Source organism: Pseudomonas sp. PA-5-4B, from assembly GCF_021606215.1.
GTDB classification, from domain to species: Bacteria; Pseudomonadota; Gammaproteobacteria; order Pseudomonadales; family Pseudomonadaceae; genus Aquipseudomonas; species Aquipseudomonas edaphica.
Genome location: NZ_WKDB01000090.1, coordinates 1 through 21,318, shown reverse-complemented (window position 1 = coordinate 21,318; position 21,318 = coordinate 1). Strand labels below are relative to the sequence as shown.

At 57.6% G+C, this 21,318-nt stretch carries 23 protein-coding genes; 16 read left to right on the top strand and 7 right to left on the bottom strand.

What is annotated here, in order from left to right; genetic code table 11:
* The first annotated feature begins 300 nt into the window (after positions 1 to 300).
* Positions 301 to 1,524 carry an acyltransferase family protein gene (locus GIW28_RS27850; RefSeq protein ID WP_236446770.1) on the top strand — a complete coding sequence of 408 codons (1,224 nt, stop codon included), beginning with the start codon at positions 301 to 303 and terminating at the stop codon, positions 1,522 to 1,524.
* A 2-nt stretch (positions 1,525 to 1,526) separates the two neighbouring features.
* Positions 1,527 to 1,994 carry a hypothetical protein gene (locus tag GIW28_RS27845; RefSeq protein ID WP_236446772.1) on the top strand — a complete coding sequence of 156 codons (468 nt, stop codon included), beginning with the start codon at positions 1,527 to 1,529 and terminating at the stop codon, positions 1,992 to 1,994.
* Positions 1,995 to 2,143: 149 nt separating this feature from the next.
* Here GIW28_RS27845 and rfbC read toward each other — a convergent pair whose 3' ends face one another.
* From rfbC to GIW28_RS27815, 6 genes are all read right to left on the bottom strand, one after another.
* The gene (rfbC, locus tag GIW28_RS27840) at positions 2,144 to 2,689 is read right to left on the bottom strand and encodes a dTDP-4-dehydrorhamnose 3,5-epimerase (RefSeq protein ID WP_236446775.1); all 546 of its coding nucleotides are present in this window, start codon (positions 2,687 to 2,689) and stop codon (positions 2,144 to 2,146) included.
* On the bottom strand, positions 2,689 to 3,573 hold the full coding sequence (gene rfbA / locus GIW28_RS27835) for a glucose-1-phosphate thymidylyltransferase RfbA (RefSeq protein ID WP_236446785.1): 885 nt from the start codon (positions 3,571 to 3,573) through the stop codon (positions 2,689 to 2,691). Before rfbA ends, rfbC begins: the two co-directional genes overlap by 1 nt.
* A 2-nt stretch (positions 3,574 to 3,575) precedes the next feature.
* Complete coding sequence (gene rfbD / locus GIW28_RS27830) at positions 3,576 to 4,472, bottom strand: dTDP-4-dehydrorhamnose reductase (RefSeq protein ID WP_236446776.1); 897 nt, start codon at positions 4,470 to 4,472, stop codon at positions 3,576 to 3,578.
* Positions 4,469 to 5,539, bottom strand: a complete 1,071-nt coding sequence (rfbB, locus tag GIW28_RS27825) for a dTDP-glucose 4,6-dehydratase (RefSeq protein ID WP_236446778.1) — start codon at positions 5,537 to 5,539, stop codon at positions 4,469 to 4,471. The genes rfbD and rfbB overlap by 4 nt, the downstream gene beginning before the upstream one ends.
* 4 nt (positions 5,540 to 5,543) lie before the next feature.
* Entirely contained in the window at positions 5,544 to 6,518 is a 975-nt protein-coding gene (locus GIW28_RS27820; RefSeq protein ID WP_236446780.1) for a glycosyltransferase family 2 protein, read from the bottom strand.
* 254 nt (positions 6,519 to 6,772) lie between these two features.
* Positions 6,773 to 7,633: a DMT family transporter gene (locus GIW28_RS27815; protein ID WP_236446783.1), complete on the bottom strand. Its 861-nt coding sequence runs from the start codon at positions 7,631 to 7,633 to the stop codon at positions 6,773 to 6,775.
* 421 nt (positions 7,634 to 8,054) lie between these two features.
* On the opposite strand from GIW28_RS27815, the gene GIW28_RS27810 reads away from it, so the two are divergent.
* Together GIW28_RS27810 and GIW28_RS27805 are read left to right on the top strand one after the other, a co-directional pair.
* Positions 8,055 to 8,846 carry a CPBP family intramembrane glutamic endopeptidase gene (locus GIW28_RS27810; protein WP_026013506.1) on the top strand — a complete coding sequence of 264 codons (792 nt, stop codon included), beginning with the start codon at positions 8,055 to 8,057 and terminating at the stop codon, positions 8,844 to 8,846.
* Between the two features lie 73 nt (positions 8,847 to 8,919).
* Positions 8,920 to 10,485, top strand: coding sequence for a methyl-accepting chemotaxis protein (locus tag GIW28_RS27805; RefSeq protein WP_056861515.1), 1,566 nt, complete (start codon positions 8,920 to 8,922; stop codon positions 10,483 to 10,485).
* Positions 10,486 to 10,569: 84 nt separating this feature from the next.
* On the opposite strand, the gene GIW28_RS27800 is transcribed toward GIW28_RS27805, so the two are convergent.
* A complete protein-coding gene (locus GIW28_RS27800; protein WP_099548825.1) occupies positions 10,570 to 11,262 on the bottom strand; it encodes an alpha/beta family hydrolase in 693 nt (230 codons plus the stop codon).
* Between the two features lie 79 nt (positions 11,263 to 11,341).
* Between GIW28_RS27800 and ccoN (GIW28_RS27795) the strand changes: the two genes are divergently transcribed.
* The 12 genes from ccoN (GIW28_RS27795) (at position 11,342) to GIW28_RS27740 (ending at position 21,211) form a co-directional block, all read left to right on the top strand.
* The gene (ccoN, locus tag GIW28_RS27795) at positions 11,342 to 12,766 is read left to right on the top strand and encodes a cytochrome-c oxidase, cbb3-type subunit I (protein WP_099548824.1); all 1,425 of its coding nucleotides are present in this window, start codon (positions 11,342 to 11,344) and stop codon (positions 12,764 to 12,766) included.
* 10 nt (positions 12,767 to 12,776) lie between these two features.
* Entirely contained in the window at positions 12,777 to 13,385 is a 609-nt protein-coding gene (gene ccoO / locus GIW28_RS27790; RefSeq protein WP_017134815.1) for a cytochrome-c oxidase, cbb3-type subunit II, read from the top strand.
* A 3-nt stretch (positions 13,386 to 13,388) separates the two neighbouring features.
* On the top strand, positions 13,389 to 13,589 hold the full coding sequence (locus GIW28_RS27785) for a cbb3-type cytochrome oxidase subunit 3 (RefSeq protein ID WP_017134814.1): 201 nt from the start codon (positions 13,389 to 13,391) through the stop codon (positions 13,587 to 13,589).
* Positions 13,586 to 14,533, top strand: coding sequence for a cytochrome-c oxidase, cbb3-type subunit III (ccoP, locus tag GIW28_RS27780; protein ID WP_017134813.1), 948 nt, complete (start codon positions 13,586 to 13,588; stop codon positions 14,531 to 14,533). The genes GIW28_RS27785 and ccoP (GIW28_RS27780) overlap by 4 nt, the downstream gene beginning before the upstream one ends.
* A gap of 447 nt (positions 14,534 to 14,980) precedes the next feature.
* Positions 14,981 to 16,423 carry a cytochrome-c oxidase, cbb3-type subunit I gene (gene ccoN, locus GIW28_RS27775; protein WP_099548822.1) on the top strand — a complete coding sequence of 481 codons (1,443 nt, stop codon included), beginning with the start codon at positions 14,981 to 14,983 and terminating at the stop codon, positions 16,421 to 16,423.
* Entirely contained in the window at positions 16,423 to 17,031 is a 609-nt protein-coding gene (gene ccoO, locus GIW28_RS27770; RefSeq protein WP_053257425.1) for a cytochrome-c oxidase, cbb3-type subunit II, read from the top strand. The genes ccoN (GIW28_RS27775) and ccoO (GIW28_RS27770) overlap by 1 nt, the downstream gene beginning before the upstream one ends.
* 5 nt (positions 17,032 to 17,036) lie before the next feature.
* Entirely contained in the window at positions 17,037 to 17,222 is a 186-nt protein-coding gene (locus GIW28_RS27765) for a CcoQ/FixQ family Cbb3-type cytochrome c oxidase assembly chaperone (protein ID WP_005790274.1), read from the top strand.
* The gene (ccoP, locus tag GIW28_RS27760) at positions 17,219 to 18,196 is read left to right on the top strand and encodes a cytochrome-c oxidase, cbb3-type subunit III (protein WP_017134812.1); all 978 of its coding nucleotides are present in this window, start codon (positions 17,219 to 17,221) and stop codon (positions 18,194 to 18,196) included. The genes GIW28_RS27765 and ccoP (GIW28_RS27760) overlap by 4 nt, the downstream gene beginning before the upstream one ends.
* Positions 18,197 to 18,366: 170 nt before the next feature.
* Positions 18,367 to 18,621 carry a type II toxin-antitoxin system Phd/YefM family antitoxin gene (locus GIW28_RS27755; protein ID WP_017134811.1) on the top strand — a complete coding sequence of 85 codons (255 nt, stop codon included), beginning with the start codon at positions 18,367 to 18,369 and terminating at the stop codon, positions 18,619 to 18,621.
* A complete protein-coding gene (locus tag GIW28_RS27750; protein WP_099548821.1) occupies positions 18,621 to 19,031 on the top strand; it encodes a type II toxin-antitoxin system VapC family toxin in 411 nt (136 codons plus the stop codon). The genes GIW28_RS27755 and GIW28_RS27750 overlap by 1 nt, the downstream gene beginning before the upstream one ends.
* A gap of 207 nt (positions 19,032 to 19,238) precedes the next feature.
* Complete coding sequence (gene ccoG, locus GIW28_RS27745) at positions 19,239 to 20,654, top strand: cytochrome c oxidase accessory protein CcoG (protein ID WP_017134809.1); 1,416 nt, start codon at positions 19,239 to 19,241, stop codon at positions 20,652 to 20,654.
* A gap of 17 nt (positions 20,655 to 20,671) precedes the next feature.
* A complete protein-coding gene (locus GIW28_RS27740) occupies positions 20,672 to 21,211 on the top strand; it encodes a FixH family protein (protein ID WP_017134808.1) in 540 nt (179 codons plus the stop codon).
* Positions 21,212 to 21,318: the final 107 nt, after the last annotated feature.

Sequence of the window (21,318 nt, the reverse complement as noted above, 5' to 3'; positions counted from 1 at the left end):
GCTCAACACAATCTGGCAGATGGCCTGACCAGCACTATTGCGTGGTACCTGAGCCAGATCGACAAAAAACCTCACGCTGAGTAAGGCACGTAACTCCCCGCGAGCTTAAACTTGCGGGACTTCCCCCCCTGCAGATTATCCGAGACAGAAGTATGCCAACCAGTATAATTAGCACTCTCTATATAAGTATTCAACCAGGCTCACCCACCTCCAACTCAATGAACTGGGATATGGTGCCGTCCTTTAAATTCAGTGTCGATAGCGATACGATAACCCCCCTCACTCTTTCAGGTAATACATGTGATCGTTAAGCACAAATTGGACGCGCTGACGTCCCTGAGGTTTTTCGCTGCGGCGATGATTGTACTTACACACGCGCACCCTATTTTCGGATCATTTGGGATCGCAGAAGCCGCTCCCCTGGGTCAAGGCGTCTCGTTCTTTTTTGTACTAAGCGGGTTCATATTAGCCTACAACTACAGGGACTTCTCAAAAGACGGGTCGATCAAGCGATTTCTGGTGGCGCGTTTTGCACGAGTCTGGCCACTTCACCTTGTCACCTGCATAATCTGGATCGGCCTGATATTTCATTTTGATCGCACTGTCTATTTTGGCGGTGAAACTGGCGCACTGCGTTTGATTTCAAACCTGACACTCGTACAGTCTTGGATTCCTTTAAAACTTTGGGCACTGTCTTTTAACGGAGTAGCATGGAGCATCTCCAATGAGATGTTCTTTTACCTGCTATTCCCTATGTTGATTGGACTATGGAGCAAGCATTGGGCCAAGCTATTCTTCGGTGCAACGATTATCGTTGCGGCGTTTATTTGGGCGGGCAACTCCCTTCAGCTAAAATCTTCTGACGACTACAATGGGGTCAGCCTGCTGGGGACGCTGTATTTTAATCCATTAGTTCGCGCGTTCGAATTTATGTTCGGTATTTTTCTGGCTAAAGTTTTCATGACGCCCGCCATTCATGAATTCAAGACCAACGCTTTCGGATGGTTGTACCTCGAATTCATGTCACTCGGCTTAGTCGTGGTAGGAATGCTGTTGGCCGGTAACCCTGCGAGAATCGCCGATATATTTGGCACCGCAGCAGGCTACTACTTCCAACGCGAGGGTATCTGGCTTATCTGGGGTTTGCTGATTCTTGTTTTCGCACTTAGCAAAGGACCTATCGGCAAGCTACTGTCCACCCAACCTATGGTTTTTTTGGGTGAGATCAGTTTTTCACTCTATTTAGTCCATGCGATTATTATTACGTTTATTGAACCCTATACAGAAAGCATCAAACTCTATGGTCTCGTTGGCTACGCGGCGTTTTGGCTAGTCGCCTTATTTTTCTCCGTCCTACTTTACAAAGGTGTCGAAGACCCCTGCCGGCATTTCATTATGAATGCCTATGACCGGCGTCACCCGTCTACCGCTATGAATTTCAAATCCAGTTATAATTATGCGGCAATCGCCTGCGCAGTGTTACTTGTCATTGCAGTTACCACCCTGCATCTAAATAGGTTTTGAGCATGAATAAGTATTGGATTATTCCAGCTTTTGCAACCGCCGCTATAACGACAGGAATGATTTACTCAATGTTATCTATTGAGAAACCGAACATCGTGGATGGCAAAGTGACCTTTATTGACGGCACACACATATCGAAAATAAAATTTGACGCTTCAGATGCAGAAGATCGGCACAAAGTTGCTGAAATAACACTCACTTCCGGGACACAGGAAGACCTCAACTTCGCTATACATTTGAACGACTCAAGTCAAAAAATTATTTTCAACGTCGGCGACTTTCCACTAAAAAAATACTGCCAAGGTAAGGCAGTATTAAAATGCTCAATTCCTATATCTCGAAAAGAATTCGAGCAATCCGTATCAATGGGAGTCGCGGCATATAAAGTGCCAGGTCAACTTATTCAAGTTAAAGAAGGTCGCGCAGATTGGGATGATCATCGTGCACTGTTCTCAACTGGTAACCACTGACGACGGATGTTTTCAAGCCCCTAACTCCTGCCTGGCCTATTACAGAATTACCTGTAAACGGCCAGGAAGCGCAGGAACTCATCTACTTGCATTGCGCGAGAAGACTGGCCTCAGTCGATTACGAAAGAGAAGAGCAGCATTTTCCGTCATTATACAAAGACATCAGCTTCGCTAAGAAGCTTGGCACTCGCATCCTTTGCAGCCAATATAACATCCCCCTCAAATGGCCAATCAATAGCCAGCGCGGGATCATTCCAACGAATACTACGCTCATACTCAGGAGCGTAGTATTCCGTGGTTTTATAGAGAAACTCCGCCGTCTCAGAGAGCACAACAAAGCCATGCGCGAAGCCCTCCGGCACCCATAGCTGGTGTTTGTTCTCGCCAGACAAATAGGTCCCTACCCATTTGCCGAAAGTCGCGGAGCTACGACGAATATCCACAGCCACATCAAATACTTCGCCTTGGACCACACGCACCAACTTCCCTTGGGCCTGTTCGATTTGATAATGCAGCCCGCGTAACACACCCTTTGCCGATCGCGAATGGTTGTCCTGGACAAATTGCACAGGACGACCGATAGCGCTTTCGAACTGTTTGTGGTTGAAGCTTTCGAAGAAAAAACCCCGATCGTCGCCGAATACCTTGGGTTCGAATAGCACTACTTCAGCGATAGCTAATGGCGTTGCTTTCATTAGTAAATGGTCTCGCTCAACAGCCGCTTGAGGTATTGCCCGTAACCGTTTTTGGCCAGTGGTGCCGCCAGACGTTCAAGTTGCTCAGCATCGATCCATTGCTGACGGAACGCAATTTCTTCAGGGCAGGCAACTTTAAGACCCTGGCGATGCTCCAGAGTGGCGATAAAGTGACTTGCTTCAAGAAGAGACTCGTGAGTACCGGTGTCCAGCCAGGCGTAACCCCGCCCCATAATCTCGACAGAAAGATTGCCTCGCTCCATGTAAACGCGATTGAGGTCTGTGATCTCCAGCTCGCCACGAGGCGAAGGCTTGATGCTTTTGGCAATATCAACTACTTGCTGATCATAGAAATACAGCCCGGTGACCGCGTAGTTCGATTTCGGCTTGAGCGGTTTCTCTTCCAGGCTCATTGCCTTGCCCTGCTTATCGAACTCCACCACGCCATAGCGCTCCGGATCGTTCACATGATAAGCAAAGACGCTCGCGCCTTCCTCGCGGACCATTGCACTTTTGAGCAACTGATCAAAATGATGGCCGTGATAAATATTGTCACCCAGCACCAGGGCAGACAAATCATTACCGATGAAATCTTCGCCAATGATGAACGCCTGCGCCAAGCCATCCGGTGAAGCCTGCACGGCATACGAAATGCTCAAGCCCCACTTGCTGCCATCACCCAGCAGTTGCTCGAAGCGCGGGGTGTCCTGCGGCGTGGAGATGATCAGGATGTCGCGAATCCCCGCCAGCATCAGCGTGGTCAGCGGGTAGTAGATCATCGGCTTGTCGTAGACAGGCAGCAATTGCTTGGAAATCGCCAAGGTTGCAGGGTGCAGACGGGTGCCTGAACCACCGGCCAGAATAATGCCTTTACGTTTTAGCATGTTCATTTCTCTAGAATTTCTACGAGCATCCGTGCCACGCCGTCCTGCCATTGAGGCAAGCGCAGTGAGAAGGCATTCTGCAGTTTTTGAGTGTTGAGTCGGGAGTTGCCGGGGCGCTGAGCGGGCGTGGGGTACGCGGCGGTGGTGATCGCGCCCACTTTGGCCGGTTCGACCTTGAGCTGCACGCCGGCCGCTTGCGCCTGTTCCAGCACAAAACGGGCATAGCGGTGCCAGGTGGTTTCGCCCGCTGCTGCCAGGTGATAAACCCCGCTCAGTTGCGGGTTCGAACCCAGGGTGCGGATAGCGTGGGCGGTGATGTCGGCCAGCAGGTCGGCGCCGGTGGGCGTGCCAAACTGGTCGTCAATCACGTTCAGGCTGTCGCGCTCGCGGGCCAGGCGCAGCATGGTCTTGGCGAAGTTGTTACCGCGCGCGGCGTAGACCCAGCTGGTCCGGAAGATCAGGTGCGCACAGCCGCTGGCCTGGATAGCCTGCTCGCCTTGCAGCTTGGTCGAACCGTACACGCTCAGCGGGCCGACCGGGTCGCTTTCCAGCCACGGCGTGTCGCCGGTGCCGGCGAACACGTAGTCGGTGGAATAGTGCACCAGCAACGCATTCAGCTTCAGCGCTTCGGAGGCCAGCACTGCCGGGGCTTCTGCGTTCACACGCAGGGCCTGGGCAGGCTCGCTTTCGGCCTTGTCGACGGCGGTGTAGGCGGCGGCATTGACGATTACGTCAGGCGCAAAGCGCTGCACGGTCGCGGCCAGGCCTTGCAGGTCGTTGAGGTCGCCGCTGTAGTTCTGGCTTTTGGAGTCGAGCGCCAGCACTTGGCCCAAAGGGGCCAAGCTGCGTTGGAGTTCCCATCCCACTTGGCCATTTTTTCCAAGCAGAAGGATCTTCATGCCGTACGCTCGGCGTAGTTCTTTTCAACCCACTCGCGGTACGAGCCGGATTGGATATTGCTGACCCAACCCTGGTTATCCAAGTACCACTCGACGGTCTTGCGGATACCGGTTTCGAAGGTTTCAGCCGGCTTCCAGCCCAACTCACGCTCCAGTTTGCGCGCGTCGATGGCATAGCGGCGGTCATGGCCTGGGCGATCGGTCACGTAAGCGATCTGGTCGCTATAAGGCTTGCCTTCCGCTTGAGGGCGCAGCTCGTCGAGCAAGGCACACACGGTGTGGACGATATCCAGGTTCGGCTTCTCGTTCCAGCCGCCGACGTTGTAGACCTCGCCCACAGTACCGGCTTCCAGTACGCGACGGATGGCGCTGCAGTGGTCTTTTACGTACAGCCAGTCACGAATTTGCTGACCGTCGCCGTACACCGGCAGCGCTTTGCCGGCCAGTGCGTTGACGATCATCAGCGGAATCAGTTTTTCCGGGAAATGGTAAGGACCATAGTTGTTCGAGCAATTGGTCGTCAGCACCGGCAGACCATAGGTATGGTGGTAGGCACGGACCAAATGGTCGCTCGCGGCCTTGCTCGCCGAGTAAGGGCTGTTTGGCTCGTACTGGTGAGTTTCGGTGAACGCCGGATCGTCCTTGGCCAGGGAGCCGTAGACTTCGTCAGTCGAAACATGCAGGAAGCGGAAGGATTGCTGGGCATCGGCATCCAGACCTTTCCAGTAGGTACGCACTGCTTCCAACAGACGGAAAGTACCGACGACGTTAGTCTCGATAAAGTCTTCCGGGCCATGGATAGAACGGTCGACATGCGACTCGGCAGCGAAGTTCAGGATCGCGCGCGGCTGGTGCTCTGCGAGCAAGCGCTGGACCAGTTGGGTATCGGCGATATCGCCCTGTACGAACACATGGCGCTTGTCACCCTCGATCGAGCTGAGGTTCTCCAGATTGCCGGCATACGTCAGCTTATCCAGGTTAATGACCGGCTCATCTGTCTGAGCTACCCAGTCCAATACGAAGTTTGCACCGATAAAGCCCGCACCGCCGGTTACTAAGATAGTCATTGAGTCAGATCTTTTTCAGTAGTGTTGCAAAAATTAGCCCGAGGTTCCCCATGAACGTCTGCCGATATAAACCGGCGGACCAGAACCCCAGCACTCGTCTAAATAACGTTTGACTCCGTGCACCTTTAAAGCGTGCGAGGGTCGTTCGATGCTCTTCGCAAAGACGATGCTCCATGGCTTCGAGTGCTCGAATATTCTGTTCGTTCCACTCGTAAAAACGTCCTTGAAAGATCATCCGCAGCCGAACCAGACGTGCTGCCCAGCTGGAGTTGCTGCCAATCAGATTTTCATCATGCTGGCGGTACTGCATTCTCGGCTCGGGATCGTAGTGAACGACGCCTCCCGCGCCTGTAACGAGTTGATACGCCCACCAATCATGGGAGGGTACAATGACCTCCGCACCCGCCTCGATGATGAGTTCGCGCGCGGCCTGGTTGAAAACCATGGTATTGCCGCCCGCAATGCTCTGGACCAATGCATTCGAAAAATGTGGAGGTAGAGCGAAATGGGGAGAAAAACCAAGCGCAGCGCCAGAATCGCCGACCAGCTTAGTGCGGCCGCAATAAAGTGCTGGCACATTCGAAGGCTGGCTTTGCAACCAGTCGACAGCCACCTGCAGTTTCTCGTCGTTCCAGATATCGTCCTGATCACACCAGGCAAAATAATCCGCCTGAATCTCAGAACGACAAGTCAACGAGAGGAAATTTGCCACGAAGCCTTTCTGAGGGCCCGACACCACGCTTAAACGATCGCTGCCCCAACGATTACAGTACTGCTGAAAAATCGCTGGTGAGCCATCTTTGGAACCATCATCGGAGATGAATAATCTCCAGCCATGATGACTCTGCCGCTCAATAGAGTCGAGCTGTTCCGCAAGAAACGTCTCACCATTGTACGAGCACATAAGCACCGCAACGCTCGCCAAGCTAACGTCATTCGGGAGAGTATTAGAAAGACTACGCGATGCGAATATAGACACAATATCCCTTTACGAGCGTACTACATATCCTGCAGGGACGTAGGATATAGGCCACAATAAGGTCGGAATTATTACAGTATTGGCCTGTAAGAGCAATCTTACTTGTGACCGACGGTCGACCACACAGGGTCACCGAACGCTCTACAGCAAGGTATTGCACCTGTTAGGTGCAACCCGCTATTTAGTCGTACTCCGATGGAGCAATCACCTTGGCCGGTTCCGGTCAGCTCATCATTCAATGATCAGTGCATAGTTCAGCTTCTACGAAACACAAACCCCAACCCGACAATGATCAACCCCATCCCCAGCACGCTCAACAGCGCAAGCCGATTGCCAAAGATCAGGTAATCCATAACCGCCGTCACCGCCGGCACCAGGTAAAACAGGCTGGTGACATTCACCAGATTGCCACGCGCGATCAGTCGATACAGCAGCAGCGTCGCCAGCAACGACACCACCAGGCCCATCCACAGCACCGGCAGGTAAAAGCTCGCGCTTTGCTCAAAGTGGAACGGCTGGAACGGAACAAACACCGCGCACAGCAGCAGCCCTGCCACGTACTGCACCGGCAGTGTGCCCAACGGATTGTCGGTGATGCGTTTTTGCATGATCGAACCCAGCGTCATGCTGGCCAGCGCCAGCAAGCCGAACAACATCCCGGCCAGGGACATACCCGACAGCCCGATGCCCTGATAGACCACCATGATCAACCCCGCCAACCCCAGCCCAAGGCCGAACAACCGGCTTAACGAGCGCTGACGCTCCATCAGCACCACCGTCAGGATTGGCTGCACGCCCATGATGGTGGCCATCATTCCTGGCGTGACTCTGAGGTCCAGGGCCAGCAGGTAGAAAATCTGATAAGCGCCCAACAACACCAGGCCGGTCGCCGCCGCATACAGCATGGGTTTGCCGGGGCGCGGCAGTTTCAGCTTGAGAATTGGCACCAGGATGACCAGGCCCGCCAGGGCGATGGCAAAACGGATCAATAAGAAGGCAAAGGGTGAAGCGTGGGCCAGGCCCCACTTGGAGAAAATCGCCCCGCTGCTCCACAGCAGGACAAACAGGCTCGTCGAGGCCGCCGCGGCCACGGATTGTTTCGAAAGAACAGACATGGTTACCACCTGTCATCAGGCAAAAAAAGCCGATTCAGCAGACGCTGAGATTCAATAGGTTTTTTTCAGGCGGGCAGACGGGAACAGCAATTTGCTGATCAGCCCGAAATGCCAACACCCGGCGGTGATACGACTGCGTACACCGGCGTGCTACTGACAGGTGGGGGATAGTGACTGATCTGCGCAGGCTGCTTATTCGCGCACGGCACGACCACAGCGTTGACCGCTGAATCGACTACCGCTATGCGCTGGAAAGCTGGCATGTGCTGATCTTTTTGAAGGGATTGAGACCTGCGGACTATAACCAGCTGCCAAGCGATTTTGCAATCACTTCACCCAGGCGTTTTGCGTGGAAGAGTTTTCATGCCTGCAACGAAAGTCGGTCGCTATAATGCCGGCCAGTTTTTTTCAAGGATTTCACATGATTGCTCTGCCCTGGCTGTACCTGCTGCTTCTTTCCATTGGCTATGTACTGGCCTTGACCTACGGGCAACTGGGCATGCTGGCGGCGGTTTCCGTAGTCATGCTGCTGATTGCGGGTTACGCCGTGCGCCAGCAACGCAATCCTTGGGCGCGTTACCTCGGACACGGCTTGTTTATCGTGCTGGCGCTGGGCCTGGCGATGCATTGGTTGCCAGGTTTCTACAACGGCCGCGGGATCGCGCCTCAACGCTTTACGCCTGATTCGGTGCCATTTTCGATGTACCTCAACCAGGACAAACCGTTGATCGGCTTCTGGCTGCTGCTGGCCTGCCCCTGGATCGTGGCACGCAGGTCATTGCGCCTGTCGATCTGCGTGACTGCGCTGGCGTTGACCCTGACAGCCGTTGCAGCGTTGGGCGGCGCAATGTTGCTGGGGATGATCAGTTGGGCGCCCAAATGGCCGGAACAGGCGTGGTTGTGGGTATTGAACAACCTGCTACTGGTGACCCTGGTTGAAGAGGCGTTGTTTCGTGGCTACATCCAGGGCGGCCTGAGCGAGCGCTTCAAACACCTGCCTTATGGCGAGAATGTGGCGCTGCTGCTGGCCTCGCTGCTATTCGGTTTGATGCACCTGGGCGCAGGTTGGCATTGGGTATTACTGGCAAGCATCGCCGGGGTCGGTTATGGCCTGGCCTATCGCTTTGGAGGGTTGGGCGCGGCAATCGCCACGCACTTCGGGCTGAACCTGCTTCACTTCGGGCTGTTTACCTACCCGATGCTGGCCGGCTGATTATTGCAAAAATAAGTTAAATAAAAGCCCGCAAGCGCCGATAACCCCTGAAAGCCTTGCGGATTGAACAACCATGCGTAATAACCAACCCGTTACCCAGCGCGAACGTACCTTCCCCGCTCAGCAACGGTTGATCTCCACCACAGACGCCAAAGGTGTAATCACCTACTGCAACGATGCTTTCGTCGAAATCAGTGGGTTCACCCGCGACGAACTGGTCCGAGCGCCGCACAACCTGGTGCGTCACCCGGATGTTCCGTCGGCTGTGTTCGCGCACATGTGGTCCACGCTCAAACAAGGCTTGCCATGGATGGGCATCGTCAAGAACCGCTGCAAGACCGGCGATCACTACTGGGTTAACGCCTATGTGACGCCAGTCTTCGACGGCAACCAGGTGATCGGCTACGAATCGGTGCGCATCAAGCCCACCGCCGAGCAGATCCGCCGGGCCGAAGCGCTCTATCAACGCATCAACCAGGGCAAGTCCGCCGTGCCGCAGCGCGACAAGTGGCTGCCGGTGTTGCAGGACTGGCTGCCGTTTATCCTGGTCAGCCAGCTGAGCTTTATGATTGGTGCATCGCTCAATTCCCACTGGGGTTTTGCCCTGGCGGCGGGCCTGTCGGTGCCACTGGGCCTGCTGGGCCTGAGCTGGCAGCAGCGCGGCCTCAAGCGTTTGCTGCGTTTGGCCGAGCAGACCACGTCTGACCCGTTGATCGCGCAGATGTACACCGACAGCCGAGGCGCGCAGGCGCGGCTGGAGATGTCGATTCTCAGCCAGGAAGCGCGGCTGAAGACCTGTCTTACACGCTTGCAAGACACGGCTGAACACCTGAACGACCAAGCTGCGCAGTCCAATACCTTGGCGCATAACAGCTCCAGCGGCCTGGAACGCCAACGCGTGGAAACCGAGCAGGTGGCCACGGCGGTCAACCAGATGGCAGCGACCACTCAGGAAGTCGCCAGCCATGTACAGCGCACGGCGGACGCCACCCAGGAAGCCAATCGCCTGACCGGTCGCGGCCGCGATATCGCCGGGGAAACCCGCGAGGCGATCCAGCGCCTGTCGGTGGCCGTGGGCGAGACGGGTGTGACCGTCACCCAACTGGCCAAGGACAGCGATGAAATCGGCGGTGTGGTCGATGTGATCAAAGGCATTGCCGACCAGACCAACCTGCTGGCACTGAACGCAGCCATCGAAGCGGCCCGCGCCGGTGAGATGGGCCGAGGTTTTGCGGTGGTGGCTGACGAAGTTCGCCAACTGGCGCAGCGCACTGCCGAGTCCACCGGGCAAATTCATACGCTGATCGCCAAGCTGCAACACACCGCAGCGGCGGCCGTGCAAACCATGGACGCCGGGCATCGCCAGGCCGAAGAAGGTGTGGCGCGGGTGATGGAGGCGGATCAGGCGTTGGTGGGCATCAGTGAGGCGGTGGCCAATATCACCGACATGACGACGCAGATTGCCGCCGCGACCGAAGAGCAAAGCGCAGTAGCCGAAGAGATCAGCCGTAACATCAGCACGATTGCGCTGTTGGCGGACCAGACCTCGGAACAGGCGATGAACTCGGCGCAGTTGAGTGAGGAGCTGACGCATACGGCCAATACCCAGTATTCGCTGGTAGAGCGTTTTAACCGGTAAATCGCTATCGCAGGCAAGCCAGCTCCCACATTTGAAGGTATTCACAATTCAAAATGTGGGAGCTGGCTTGCCTGCGATGGGGCCCTAACAGGCGCCCAAAAACCCAGCCACCTTCACCGCAGCCGCCTCCAAATGCTGCTCATGACCAAACCCCGAAGCCTTCAACGGCTTCAAATCATGATCCCCCGCCACCAGCCACATCACTTCGATGCTTGGCGATAACGCATACCCTTCCACCGCCGCCCGGTTACCCAGCGCATCGCGCTCGCCCTGCACAATCAAAGTCGGCGTCTTCAACCCGGCCAGATGTTCGACTCGAGGTTTTTCCGGCTTGCCCACCGCATAAAACGGATAACCCAAACACACCAGCGCGTCAGCCCCCAGCTCATCGGCCAACAAACTGGCCATGCGCCCCCCCATGGACTTGCCGCCAACCGCCAGCTTCCCAGCGACATGACGTCGCACCTCGGCATACACCTCGCGCCAGCATTCGAGCAGTTTCGGCGCCGGGTTCGGCGGGCGTTTACCGTCGTCCACGCGGCGTTGAGCCATGTACGGGAACTCGAAGCGCAACACGTTCACACCATGCCCGGCAAGGCGTGCAGCCATGTCGCCCATGAAGGCTGAGTCCATCGGTGCACCGGCGCCGTGGGCCAGGATCAGTGTCGCCGGCGCACGCGCGATAGACCCCGTCGCGGCATTCCACAACCAGCCATGTTCCCGTACACACTGCGCCCATTGATCCCCGTCAATACTGGCCTTGTGCTCTTTGCCCATGCTTGCCTCGCTTTTTAGTCTGCCTATAACTCCAGCCCAAGTGCCGCATTTGCTTGGGTTGAACCGTGGATGGGGAACCATGAACACTACTTTAAGTACCGCCTATAACTACAAGGTGGTCCGCCAATTCGCCATTATGACGGTGGTGTGGGGCATCGTCGGCATGGGGCTCGGGGTTTTTCTCGCCGCCCAATTGGTATGGCCTGCGCTCAACTTCGATTTACCCTGGACCAGCTTCGGCCGTTTGCGCCCGCTGCACACCAACGCGGTGATCTTTGCCTTTGGTGGCTGCGCACTGTTCGCCAGCTCGTTTTACTCGGTGCAACGCACCTGCCAAACCCAGCTGTTCGCGCCGAAAATTGCCGCGTTCTGCTTCTGGGGCTGGCAGCTTGTGATTGTGCTGGCCGCTATCAGCCTGCCACTGGGCTACACCACATCCAAGGAGTACGCCGAGCTGGAATGGCCGATCGCCATTCTTATCGCCGTGGTCTGGGTCGCCTACGGTGTGGTGTTCTTCGGCACGGTGATGAAGCGCAAGACCAAGCACATCTATGTCGGCAACTGGTTCTTCGGTGCGTTTATCATCACCGTGGCCATTCTGCACATCGTCAACCACGCGTCCCTGCCAGTGAGTTGGACCAAGTCCTACTCGGCCTATGGTGGTGCGACGGATGCGATGGTGCAGTGGTGGTACGGGCATAACGCGGTAGGCTTTTTCCTCACCGCAGGCTTCCTGGGGATGATGTACTACTTCGTACCCAAACAGGCCGAGCGTCCGGTGTATTCCTATCGCTTGTCCATCGTGCACTTCTGGGCGCTGATTACCCTGTACATCTGGGCCGGCCCCCACCACTTGCACTACACCGCGCTGCCGGACTGGGCACAGTCGCTGGGCATGGTGATGTCACTGGTACTGCTGGCACCCAGCTGGGGCGGCATGATCAACGGCATGATGACCCTCTCGGGCGCCTGGCATAAGTTGCGTAGCGACCCGATTCTGCGCTTCCTCGTGGTCTCCCTGGCCTTCTACGGCATGTCGACCTTCGAAGGGCCGATGATGGCCATCAAGACGGTCAACGCCCTCTCCCACTACACCGACTGGACCATCGGCCACGTACACGCCGGGGCGCTGGGTTGGGTAGCGATGATTTCCATCGGCGCGCTGTACCACATGATCCCGAAAGTCTTTGGCCGCGAGCAGATGTACAGCCTCGGCCTGATCAACGCGCACTTCTGGCTGGCCACCATCGGCACCGTGCTCTACATCGCTTCGATGTGGGTCAACGGCATCGCCCAGGGCCTGATGTGGCGTGCGGTCAACGAAGACGGCACCTTGACCTACTCCTTCGTCGAAACCCTGGTGGCCAGCCACCCTGGCTTCATCGTGCGGCTGGTGGGCGGTGCGATCTTCCTCAGCGGCATGTTGCTGATGGCTTACAACACCTGGCGCACCGTGCGTTCGGCGCAACCTGTCGAAGCCACTACCACTGCGCAGCTGGCCTGAGGAGTCGATGATGAAACACGAAACGATTGAAAAGAACGTCGGCCTGTTGATGCTGCTCATGGTGCTTGCCGTGAGCATCGGCGGCCTGACCCAGATCGTCCCGCTGTTCTTCCAGGACGTCACCAACAAACCGGTGGAAGGCATGAAGCCCTACACCGCGCTGCAGCTTGAAGGCCGCGACATCTACATCCGCGAAGGCTGTGTGCAGTGCCACTCGCAGATGATCCGCCCGTTCCGCGCCGAAACCGAACGCTACGGCCACTACTCGGTAGCCGGTGAAAGCGTGTGGGACCACCCGTTCCTGTGGGGTTCCAAGCGCACCGGGCCGGACCTGGCACGCGTCGGCGCACGTTACTCGGACGACTGGCACCGCGCGCACTTGTACAACCCGCGCAACGTGGTGCCGGAGTCGAAAATGCCAGCCTACCCATGGCTGGTCACGGCCCCGGTCGACAGCAGCCACACCGAGACCAAGTTGAAGGTGATGCGCACCCTCGGCGTGCCGTACACCGACGACGACATCAGTGGCGCCGTCGCCAGCCTCAAGGGCAAGACCGAGATGGACGCGCTGGTTTCGTACCTGCAAGTGCTCGGCACTGCCATCAAGAGCAAGAGGTGAGCCATGGGATTTGAATTCGATGCGGGCACCATCCGCGGCCTTGGCACGCTGGTGGTCGCCATCGCCTTTATCGGCCTGTCGCTGTGGGTGTTCAACAACCGGCGCAATGCGGACTTCGAGCAGGCCCGCCTGCTCCCGTTTGCCGATGAACCTTCTCCATCCGACGCTCAAGAAGAGCCTGCAACAAGGAGCACCCGCCCATGACTACCTTCTGGAGTACATGGATCTGCGTACTGACCCTCGGCAGCCTGATCGGCCTGACCTGGCTACTGATCGGCACCCGCAAGGGCGAGACCAAGGGCAGCGTGGACCAGACCATGGGCCACGCCTTCGACGGTATCGAGGAATACGACAACCCGCTGCCCCAGTGGTGGTTCATGCTGTTCGCCGGCACCCTGGTGTTTGCCGTCGGCTACCTGATCCTCTACCCGGGCCTTGGCAACTGGAAAGGCGTGTTGCCGGGCTATGAAGACGGCTGGACCCAGACCAAGGAATGGGACAAGGAAATGGCCAAGGCTGATGCCAAGTTCGGGCCGATCTTCGCCAAATTCTCGGCCATGCCGGTGGAAGAAGTGGCCAAAGACCCGCAGGCGCTGAAAATGGGTGGGCGCCTGTTCGCCTCCAACTGCGCGGTGTGCCACGGCTCGGATGCCAAGGGCGCGTATGGTTTCCCGAATCTGGCGGACAACCTCTGGCGCTGGGGCGGCTCGGCTGAGGCGATCAAGGCCACGATCATGAGCGGGCGCCATGCGGCGATGCCGGCCTGGGGTGAAATCCTCGGTGAGGACGGCGTGAAGAACGTCGCCGCCTATGTGCGTCATGACTTGGCCAAGCTGCCATTGCCGGCTGACAACACGGCCGACCTGGTAGCCGGCCAAGCCGCGTTCAACACCACCTGCGTGGCGTGCCACGGCCCACAAGGCCACGGCATGGAAGCCATGGGCGCGCCGAACCTGACCGAGCCTGCCGGCTTCATCTACGGCACCAGCCTGGCCCAGTTGCAGCAGACCATCCGCCATGGTCGCCAAGGGCAGATGCCGGCGCAGGATGTACTGCAAGGCAATGACAAGGTGCACCTGCTGGCAGCCTATGTGTACAGCTTGTCCCACACCGCTGATGGCGCAACGCCAGAAAGCCAACCTGAGTAACTGCTGAATGCCTCCCCCTGATCAGGGGAGGCCCGCTTAACTGTGGCGAGGGAGCTTGCTCCCGCTGGGCTGCGAAGCGGCCCCAAAATCCTGGGAGCGCTACGCACTCCAGCGCGAGCAAGCTCCCTCGCCACAGGTTCACCTCGCGGCCAAGTGTCGCACCCTTCCCAAGTCCAACTTTCCCCTCCTCACTTTCGGGTCTACGCTTGTTCCCACAGTGGACCAATCCTGGCCTACGCGACGGTATTCGTTGCGCCCCTGAAAATTCCTGTCCACTTGATCAGCTTTCCATTTCCGATTTTGTCCCTACGTAAAACATGGAAAGGGCGCAGAATCTGGCTCGGAACGCATTGATACAGGTCAGTCATTGCGTTGCAATGGCCCCTCGCTTTCTACATACTTGCGGCCGATTTTACCTATAAAAAACCTAAACCGTGGAACCTTAGAATGAGCACAGCAATCAGTCCGACTGCTTATAACTATAAGGTCGTCCGCCAGTTCGCCATCATGACGGTGGTCTGGGGGATCCTTGGCATGGGGCTCGGGGTGTTTATCGCCTCGCAACTGGTGTGGCCGGAATTGAATTTCGGTTTGCCCTGGACGACCTTCGGCCGCCTGCGCCCGCTGCACACCAACCTGGTGATTTTCGCCTTCGGTGGTTGTGCGTTATTTGCCACTTCCTACTATGTCGTGCAGCGAACCTGCCAGACGCGACTGATCTCCGATGGCCTCGCCGCCTTCACCTTCTGGGGCTGGCAAGCCGTAATCCTCGGCGCCATCATCACCCTGCCGCTGGGCTACACCACCACCAAGGAATACGCCGAGCTGGAATGGCCGATCGCGATTTTGCTCGCCATCGTCTGGGTGACCTACGCCCTGGTGTTCTTCGGCACCATCGTCAAGCGCAAGACCAAGCACATCTATGTCGGTAACTGGTTCTACGGTGCCTTCATCCTGGTGACGGCGATGCTGCACATCGTCAACCACGCTTCCCTGCCGGTGAGCTGGTTCAAGTCCTACTCGGCCTATGCCGGGGCGACCGATGCGATGATTCAGTGGTGGTATGGCCACAACGCCGTGGGGTTCTTCCTCACCACCGGTTTCCTGGGGATGATGTACTACTTCGTACCCAAGCAGGCCGAACGCCCGATCTACTCGTATCGCCTGTCCATCGTGCACTTCTGGGCGTTGATCACCCTGTACATCTGGGCCGGTCCTCACCACCTGCACTACACCGCACTGCCGGATTGGGCGCAATCGCTGGGCATGGCGATGTCGATCATCCTGCTGGCGCCAAGCTGGGGCGGCATGATCAACGGCATGATGACCCTGTCGGGCGCCTGGCATAAGCTGCGCACCGACCCGATCCTGCGTTTTCTGGTGGTGTCGCTGGCGTTCTACGGCATGTCGACCTTCGAAGGGCCGATGATGGCGATCAAGACGGTCAACTCCCTGTCCCACTACACCGACTGGACCATCGGCCATGTACACGCCGGCGCGCTCGGCTGGGTGGCGATGATCTCCATCGGCGCGCTGTACCACATGATCCCCAAACTGTTCGGCCGCCCACAGATGCACAGCGTTGGCCTGATCAACACCCACTTCTGGCTGGCCACCATCGGCACCGTGCTCTACATCGCCTCCATGTGGGTCAACGGCATCACCCAGGGCCTGATGTGGCGTGCGATCAACGATGACGGCACCCTCACCTACTCCTTCGTCGAAGCGCTGCAAGCCAGCCACCCGGGCTACATCGTCCGCGCCATCGGTGGTGCGTTCTTTGCCAGCGGCATGCTGTTCATGGCCTACAACGTCTGGCGCACCGTGCGTGCTTCCGACCCGGTAGAAGCCGAAGCCGCCACCAAGATCGCCGTTGTGGGAGCTCACTGATGAAGCATGAAGTAGTCGAGAAGAACATCGGCCTGCTGGCCTTCTTCATGGTCATCGCCGTGAGCATCGGCGGCCTGACCCAGATCGTTCCGCTGTTTTTCCAGGACGTGACCAACAAACCCGTAGAAGGCATGAAGCCGCGCCCAGCGCTTGAAGTTGAAGGCCGTGACGTGTTCATCGCCAACGGCTGTGTGGGTTGCCATTCGCAAATGATCCGTCCGTTCCGTGCCGAAACCGAACGCTACGGCCACTACTCGGTTGCCGGGGAAAGCGTCTGGGACCACCCGTTCCTGTGGGGCTCCAAACGGACCGGCCCGGACCTGGCCCGTGTCGGTGGTCGTTACTCCGATGACTGGCAGCGTGCGCACTTGTACAACCCGCGCAACGTGGTGCCTGAGTCGAAAATGCCGGCGTACCCGTTCCTGGTGGAAAACAAGCTCGACGGCAAGGACACCGCCAAGAAACTCGAAGTCTTGCGCACCCTGGGCGTGCCCTACACCGATGAAGACATCGCCGGTGCAGCCGCTGCCGTGAAGGGCAAGACCGAAATGGACGCACTGGTGGCCTACCTGCAAGGCCTTGGCACCATCATCAAAAGCAAACGGTGATCTTCATGGATATCGGGATGATTCGTGGCCTGGGCACCGTTGTGGTGATGGTGGCCTTTGTCGGCCTGGCGCTGTGGGTGTTCAGCCCGCGCCGCAAGTCGGAGTTTGACGACGCGACCATGCTGCCCTTTGCAGATGATCCCGAGGCCATCAAGCACGTCGAGCAAGCTTCTAGGAGTAACAAAGAATGACTACGTTCTGGAGTCTGTACGTCACAGTCCTCAGTCTGGGTACCATTTTCGCCCTGACCTGGCTGCTGCTGTCGACCCGCAAGGGCCAGCGCACCGAGCAGACGGACGAGACCGTCGGCCACTCGTTCGACGGCATCGAGGAGTACGACAACCCGCTGCCCAAATGGTGGTTCATGCTGTTTGTCGGCACCATCATCTTCGCCCTCGGCTACCTGGCGCTGTACCCCGGCCTTGGCAACTGGAAAGGCCTGCTGCCGGGCTATAACTACCTCGACAACGACAAGCAAACCCCTTTCGCCAACGGCCAGACCGGCTGGACCGGCGTGCACGAATGGGAAAAGGAAATGGCCAAATCGGACGCCAAGTTCGGCCCGATCTTCGCCAAATTCGCTGCAATGCCGATTGAAGACGTCGCCAAAGACCCGCAAGCCTTGAAGATGGGTGGCCGCCTGTTCGCCTCCAACTGCTCGGTGTGCCACGGCTCCGACGCCAAGGGCGCCTACGGCTTCCCTAACCTGACCGACGCCGACTGGCGCTGGGGCGGCGAACCAGCCACCATCAAGGAAACCATCATGAAAGGCCGCCATGCGGTGATGCCGGCCTGGGCCGATGTCATTGGCGAACAAGGCGTGGCCGACGTGGCGGGCTTTGTGGTGACTAACCTCGATGGCCGCAAACTGCCGGAAGGCGCCAAGGCCGACGTGGCCAACGGCGCGAAACTGTTCGCCGCCAACTGCGTGGCCTGCCACGGCCCGGCCGGTAAAGGCACGCCAGCAATGGGCGCGCCGGACCTGACCCACCCGGGTGCATTCATCTACGGCTCAAGCTTCGCGCAATTGCAGCAGACCATTCGTTATGGCCGTCAGGGCCAGATGCCGGCGCAGGAGTTGCTGCAAGGCAATGACAAGGTGCACTTGCTGGCAGCGTATGTTTACAGCCTGTCCCATGGGGATAAGCAGGCTGAGGAGCAGTAAGCTCTCGGCAAACGACAAAGCCCCGCAGTGCGGGGCTTTTTTTATGCCGGGCTGGTTTTCTGCCGGGCTGGGGCGATTGCAGCGCATGACCATTCGGAACCTTGCACTTGCTGCGCGCCGACGCAAAGTAGTAACGTTACTACATTAAATTTGCCGAAGGGGAATACCCCATGACCATCACTACCATTTCCAGCCGTGAATTCAATCAAGACACAAGTGGTGCCAAAAAAGCCGCCAGTAAAGGTCCGGTTTTTATCACCGATCGCGGCAAGCCTGCCCATGTACTGCTAAGCATTGAGGACTACCAGAAACTGACAGGTTTGAACGTCGACATCGTTGACCTGTTGGTGATGCCGGAAGCGGCCGAAATCGACTTCGAAACCGAACGCGCCGTGATCACCCACCGACCTGTGGACCTCTCTTGATGTATCTACTCGACACCAACGTAATCTCCGAACTTCGCAAACCCAAGGCCGACGCTAGAGTAGTAGCCTGGGCAAAAAGTGTTATCGCTCCGCGCATGTTCATCTCGGCAATTACGCTGAAGGAATTGGAAACCGGTGTACTGCGCATGGAACGCCGAGACCCGGTTCAGGGGAAAGTGTTACGAACATGGCTCAAACTCCACGTGATGCCAGCGTTCGATGCCAGGATACTGCCGGTTGATGCCGCCGTTGCGCTGCGTTGTGCCCATCTGCATGTGCCGGACCAGTCCAACGAGAGTGACGCGTTGATTGCCGCAACGGCTCTGGTGCACGGGCTCACCGTGGTGACGCGCAACGTCAGTGACTTCATGTCCAGCGGTGTGCCTCTGATCAATCCATGGGACGAATGACCTGCCTAGCGGCAAAAACCGGCCATACTTCACAAGTCAATTGATCCAGATCACGTACACCATCAATTGATTTCCCCCAACGCGACCAAAGGTCGCACCTGTTCAGCTGTACTAGAGGCGTATCATTACGCCACTGCAACACCCCCAATTTGACCACGGTTGGCACGTACTGGCCGAGGCAAATCTCCACCGCCGTGGGATGCAATGATGAGCAACCAGATACCGGTACATGACGTTACCCCGCCTGCCAAAAACGCCAGCAGCACTGTCGACCTCTACGCCTCGCGCGAGAAAATCTACACCCGCGCCTTTACCGGCCTGTTCCGCAACTTGCGCATGGTCGGTGGCGCTGCTCTGTTCTTGTTGTACTTCGGCACCGTGTGGCTGAACTGGGGTGGCCACCAGGCCGTCTGGTGGAACCTGCCGGAACGCAAATTCTTCATTTTTGGCGCCACTTTCTGGCCTCAGGATTTCATCCTGCTCTCGGGCATTCTTATTGTGGCGGCGTTCGGCCTGTTCTTTATCACCGTGTATGCCGGGCGTGTGTGGTGCGGCTATACCTGCCCGCAAAGCGTATGGACATGGATCTTCATGTGGTGCGAAAAGGTCACCGAAGGCGACCGCAACCAGCGCATCAAGCTCGACAAGGCGCCCATGGGCGCGAACAAATTCCTGCGCAAGTTCAGCAAGCACACGCTGTGGCTGCTGATTGGCTTTGTCACCGGCATGACCTTCGTCGGCTACTTCTCGCCCATCCGCGAGCTGGTGTTCGACTTCTTCACCGGCCAGGCCGATGGCTGGTCGTATTTCTGGGTCGGGTTCTTCACCCTGGCCACCTACGGTAACGCCGGTTGGCTGCGTGAGCAGGTGTGCATCTACATGTGCCCGTATGCGCGTTTCCAGAGCGTGATGTTCGACAAAGACACCCTGATTGTTTCCTACGACCCGCGCCGTGGCGAAGTGCGTGGCCCGCGCAAAAAAGGCATCGACTACAAGGCCCAGGGGTTGGGCGATTGCATTGACTGCACGATGTGCGTGCAGGTGTGCCCCACCGGCATCGACATCCGTGACGGCCTGCAAATCGAGTGCATCGGTTGCGCCGCGTGTATCGACGCCTGCGACAACATCATGGACAAAATGGACTACCCGCGCGGCCTGATCAGCTACACCACCGAGCACAACCTGTCCGGGCAGAAAACCCATAAGTTGCGCCCGCGCCTGATCGGTTATGCCTTGGTGCTGCTGGCGATGATCGGCCTGTTGGCCGGTGCATTTTTCATGCGCTCGCTGGTGGGCTTCGACGTCAGCAAAGACCGCGTGCTCTACCGCGAAAACGCCGAAGGCCGCATCGAAAACGTCTACAGCCTGAAAATCATGAACAAGGACCAGCGCGACCACACTTACGTGCTCGATGCCTCGGGCCTGCCGGATCTCAAGCTGCAAGGCCGACGCGAGATCAAGGTCGCCGCCGGGGAGATCTTCACGATGCCGGTAGAGCTGTCCAGCGCCCCTGAGCAACTGCCATCGAGCACCAACGAGGTGAAATTCATCCTCAAGGATGCCGACGACGACAGCGTCCACATTGAAGCCAAGAGCCGATTCATCGGCCCACAAGTCCGCTAATAACAGAGAGCACAACAATGCCCGCAGCTACTGCCGCAAGCCCTTGGTACAAGCACCTCTGGCCCTGGATCATCATTGGGATCCTGGCCTGCTCGGTGACCTTGACCCTGTCAATGGTGACCATTGCGGTGAAGAACCCGGACAACCTGGTCAACGACAACTACTACGAGGCCGGCAAAGGCATCAACCGCTCCCTGGACCGTGAGCGGCTGGCCCAGACCCTGCAACTGCGCGGCAAATTGCACTTGGACGAGTTGACCGGTGAAGTCGAGTTGCAACTGACGGGCTACAGCAACCCGAACACTCTGGAACTGAACCTGATTTCCCCGACCCAGCCGCAGAAGGATCGCAAGATCAACCTGACCCGCAGCGACAGCGAACCCGGCCGCTACATCGGCCAGGTGACCGACAAGGTAGAGGGCCGGCGCTTCGTGGAATTGCTCGGCGTGGAGGGCGACAAGACCTGGCGCCTGTTCGAAGAAGAAGAGGTCAGCCACGACAAGGACTTGCTGCTGGGTGATGAACCGTTGCAGGGTGCCGAAGACCTGAAAAAGTAAAACCCTTGCGCTTCGCGCATCGCGGGCAAGCCCGCTCCCACAGTGGATCGCGGTCTCCTGTGGGAGCCGGACTTGCCCGCGATGAGGCCCTCCCAGCCGATATAGAT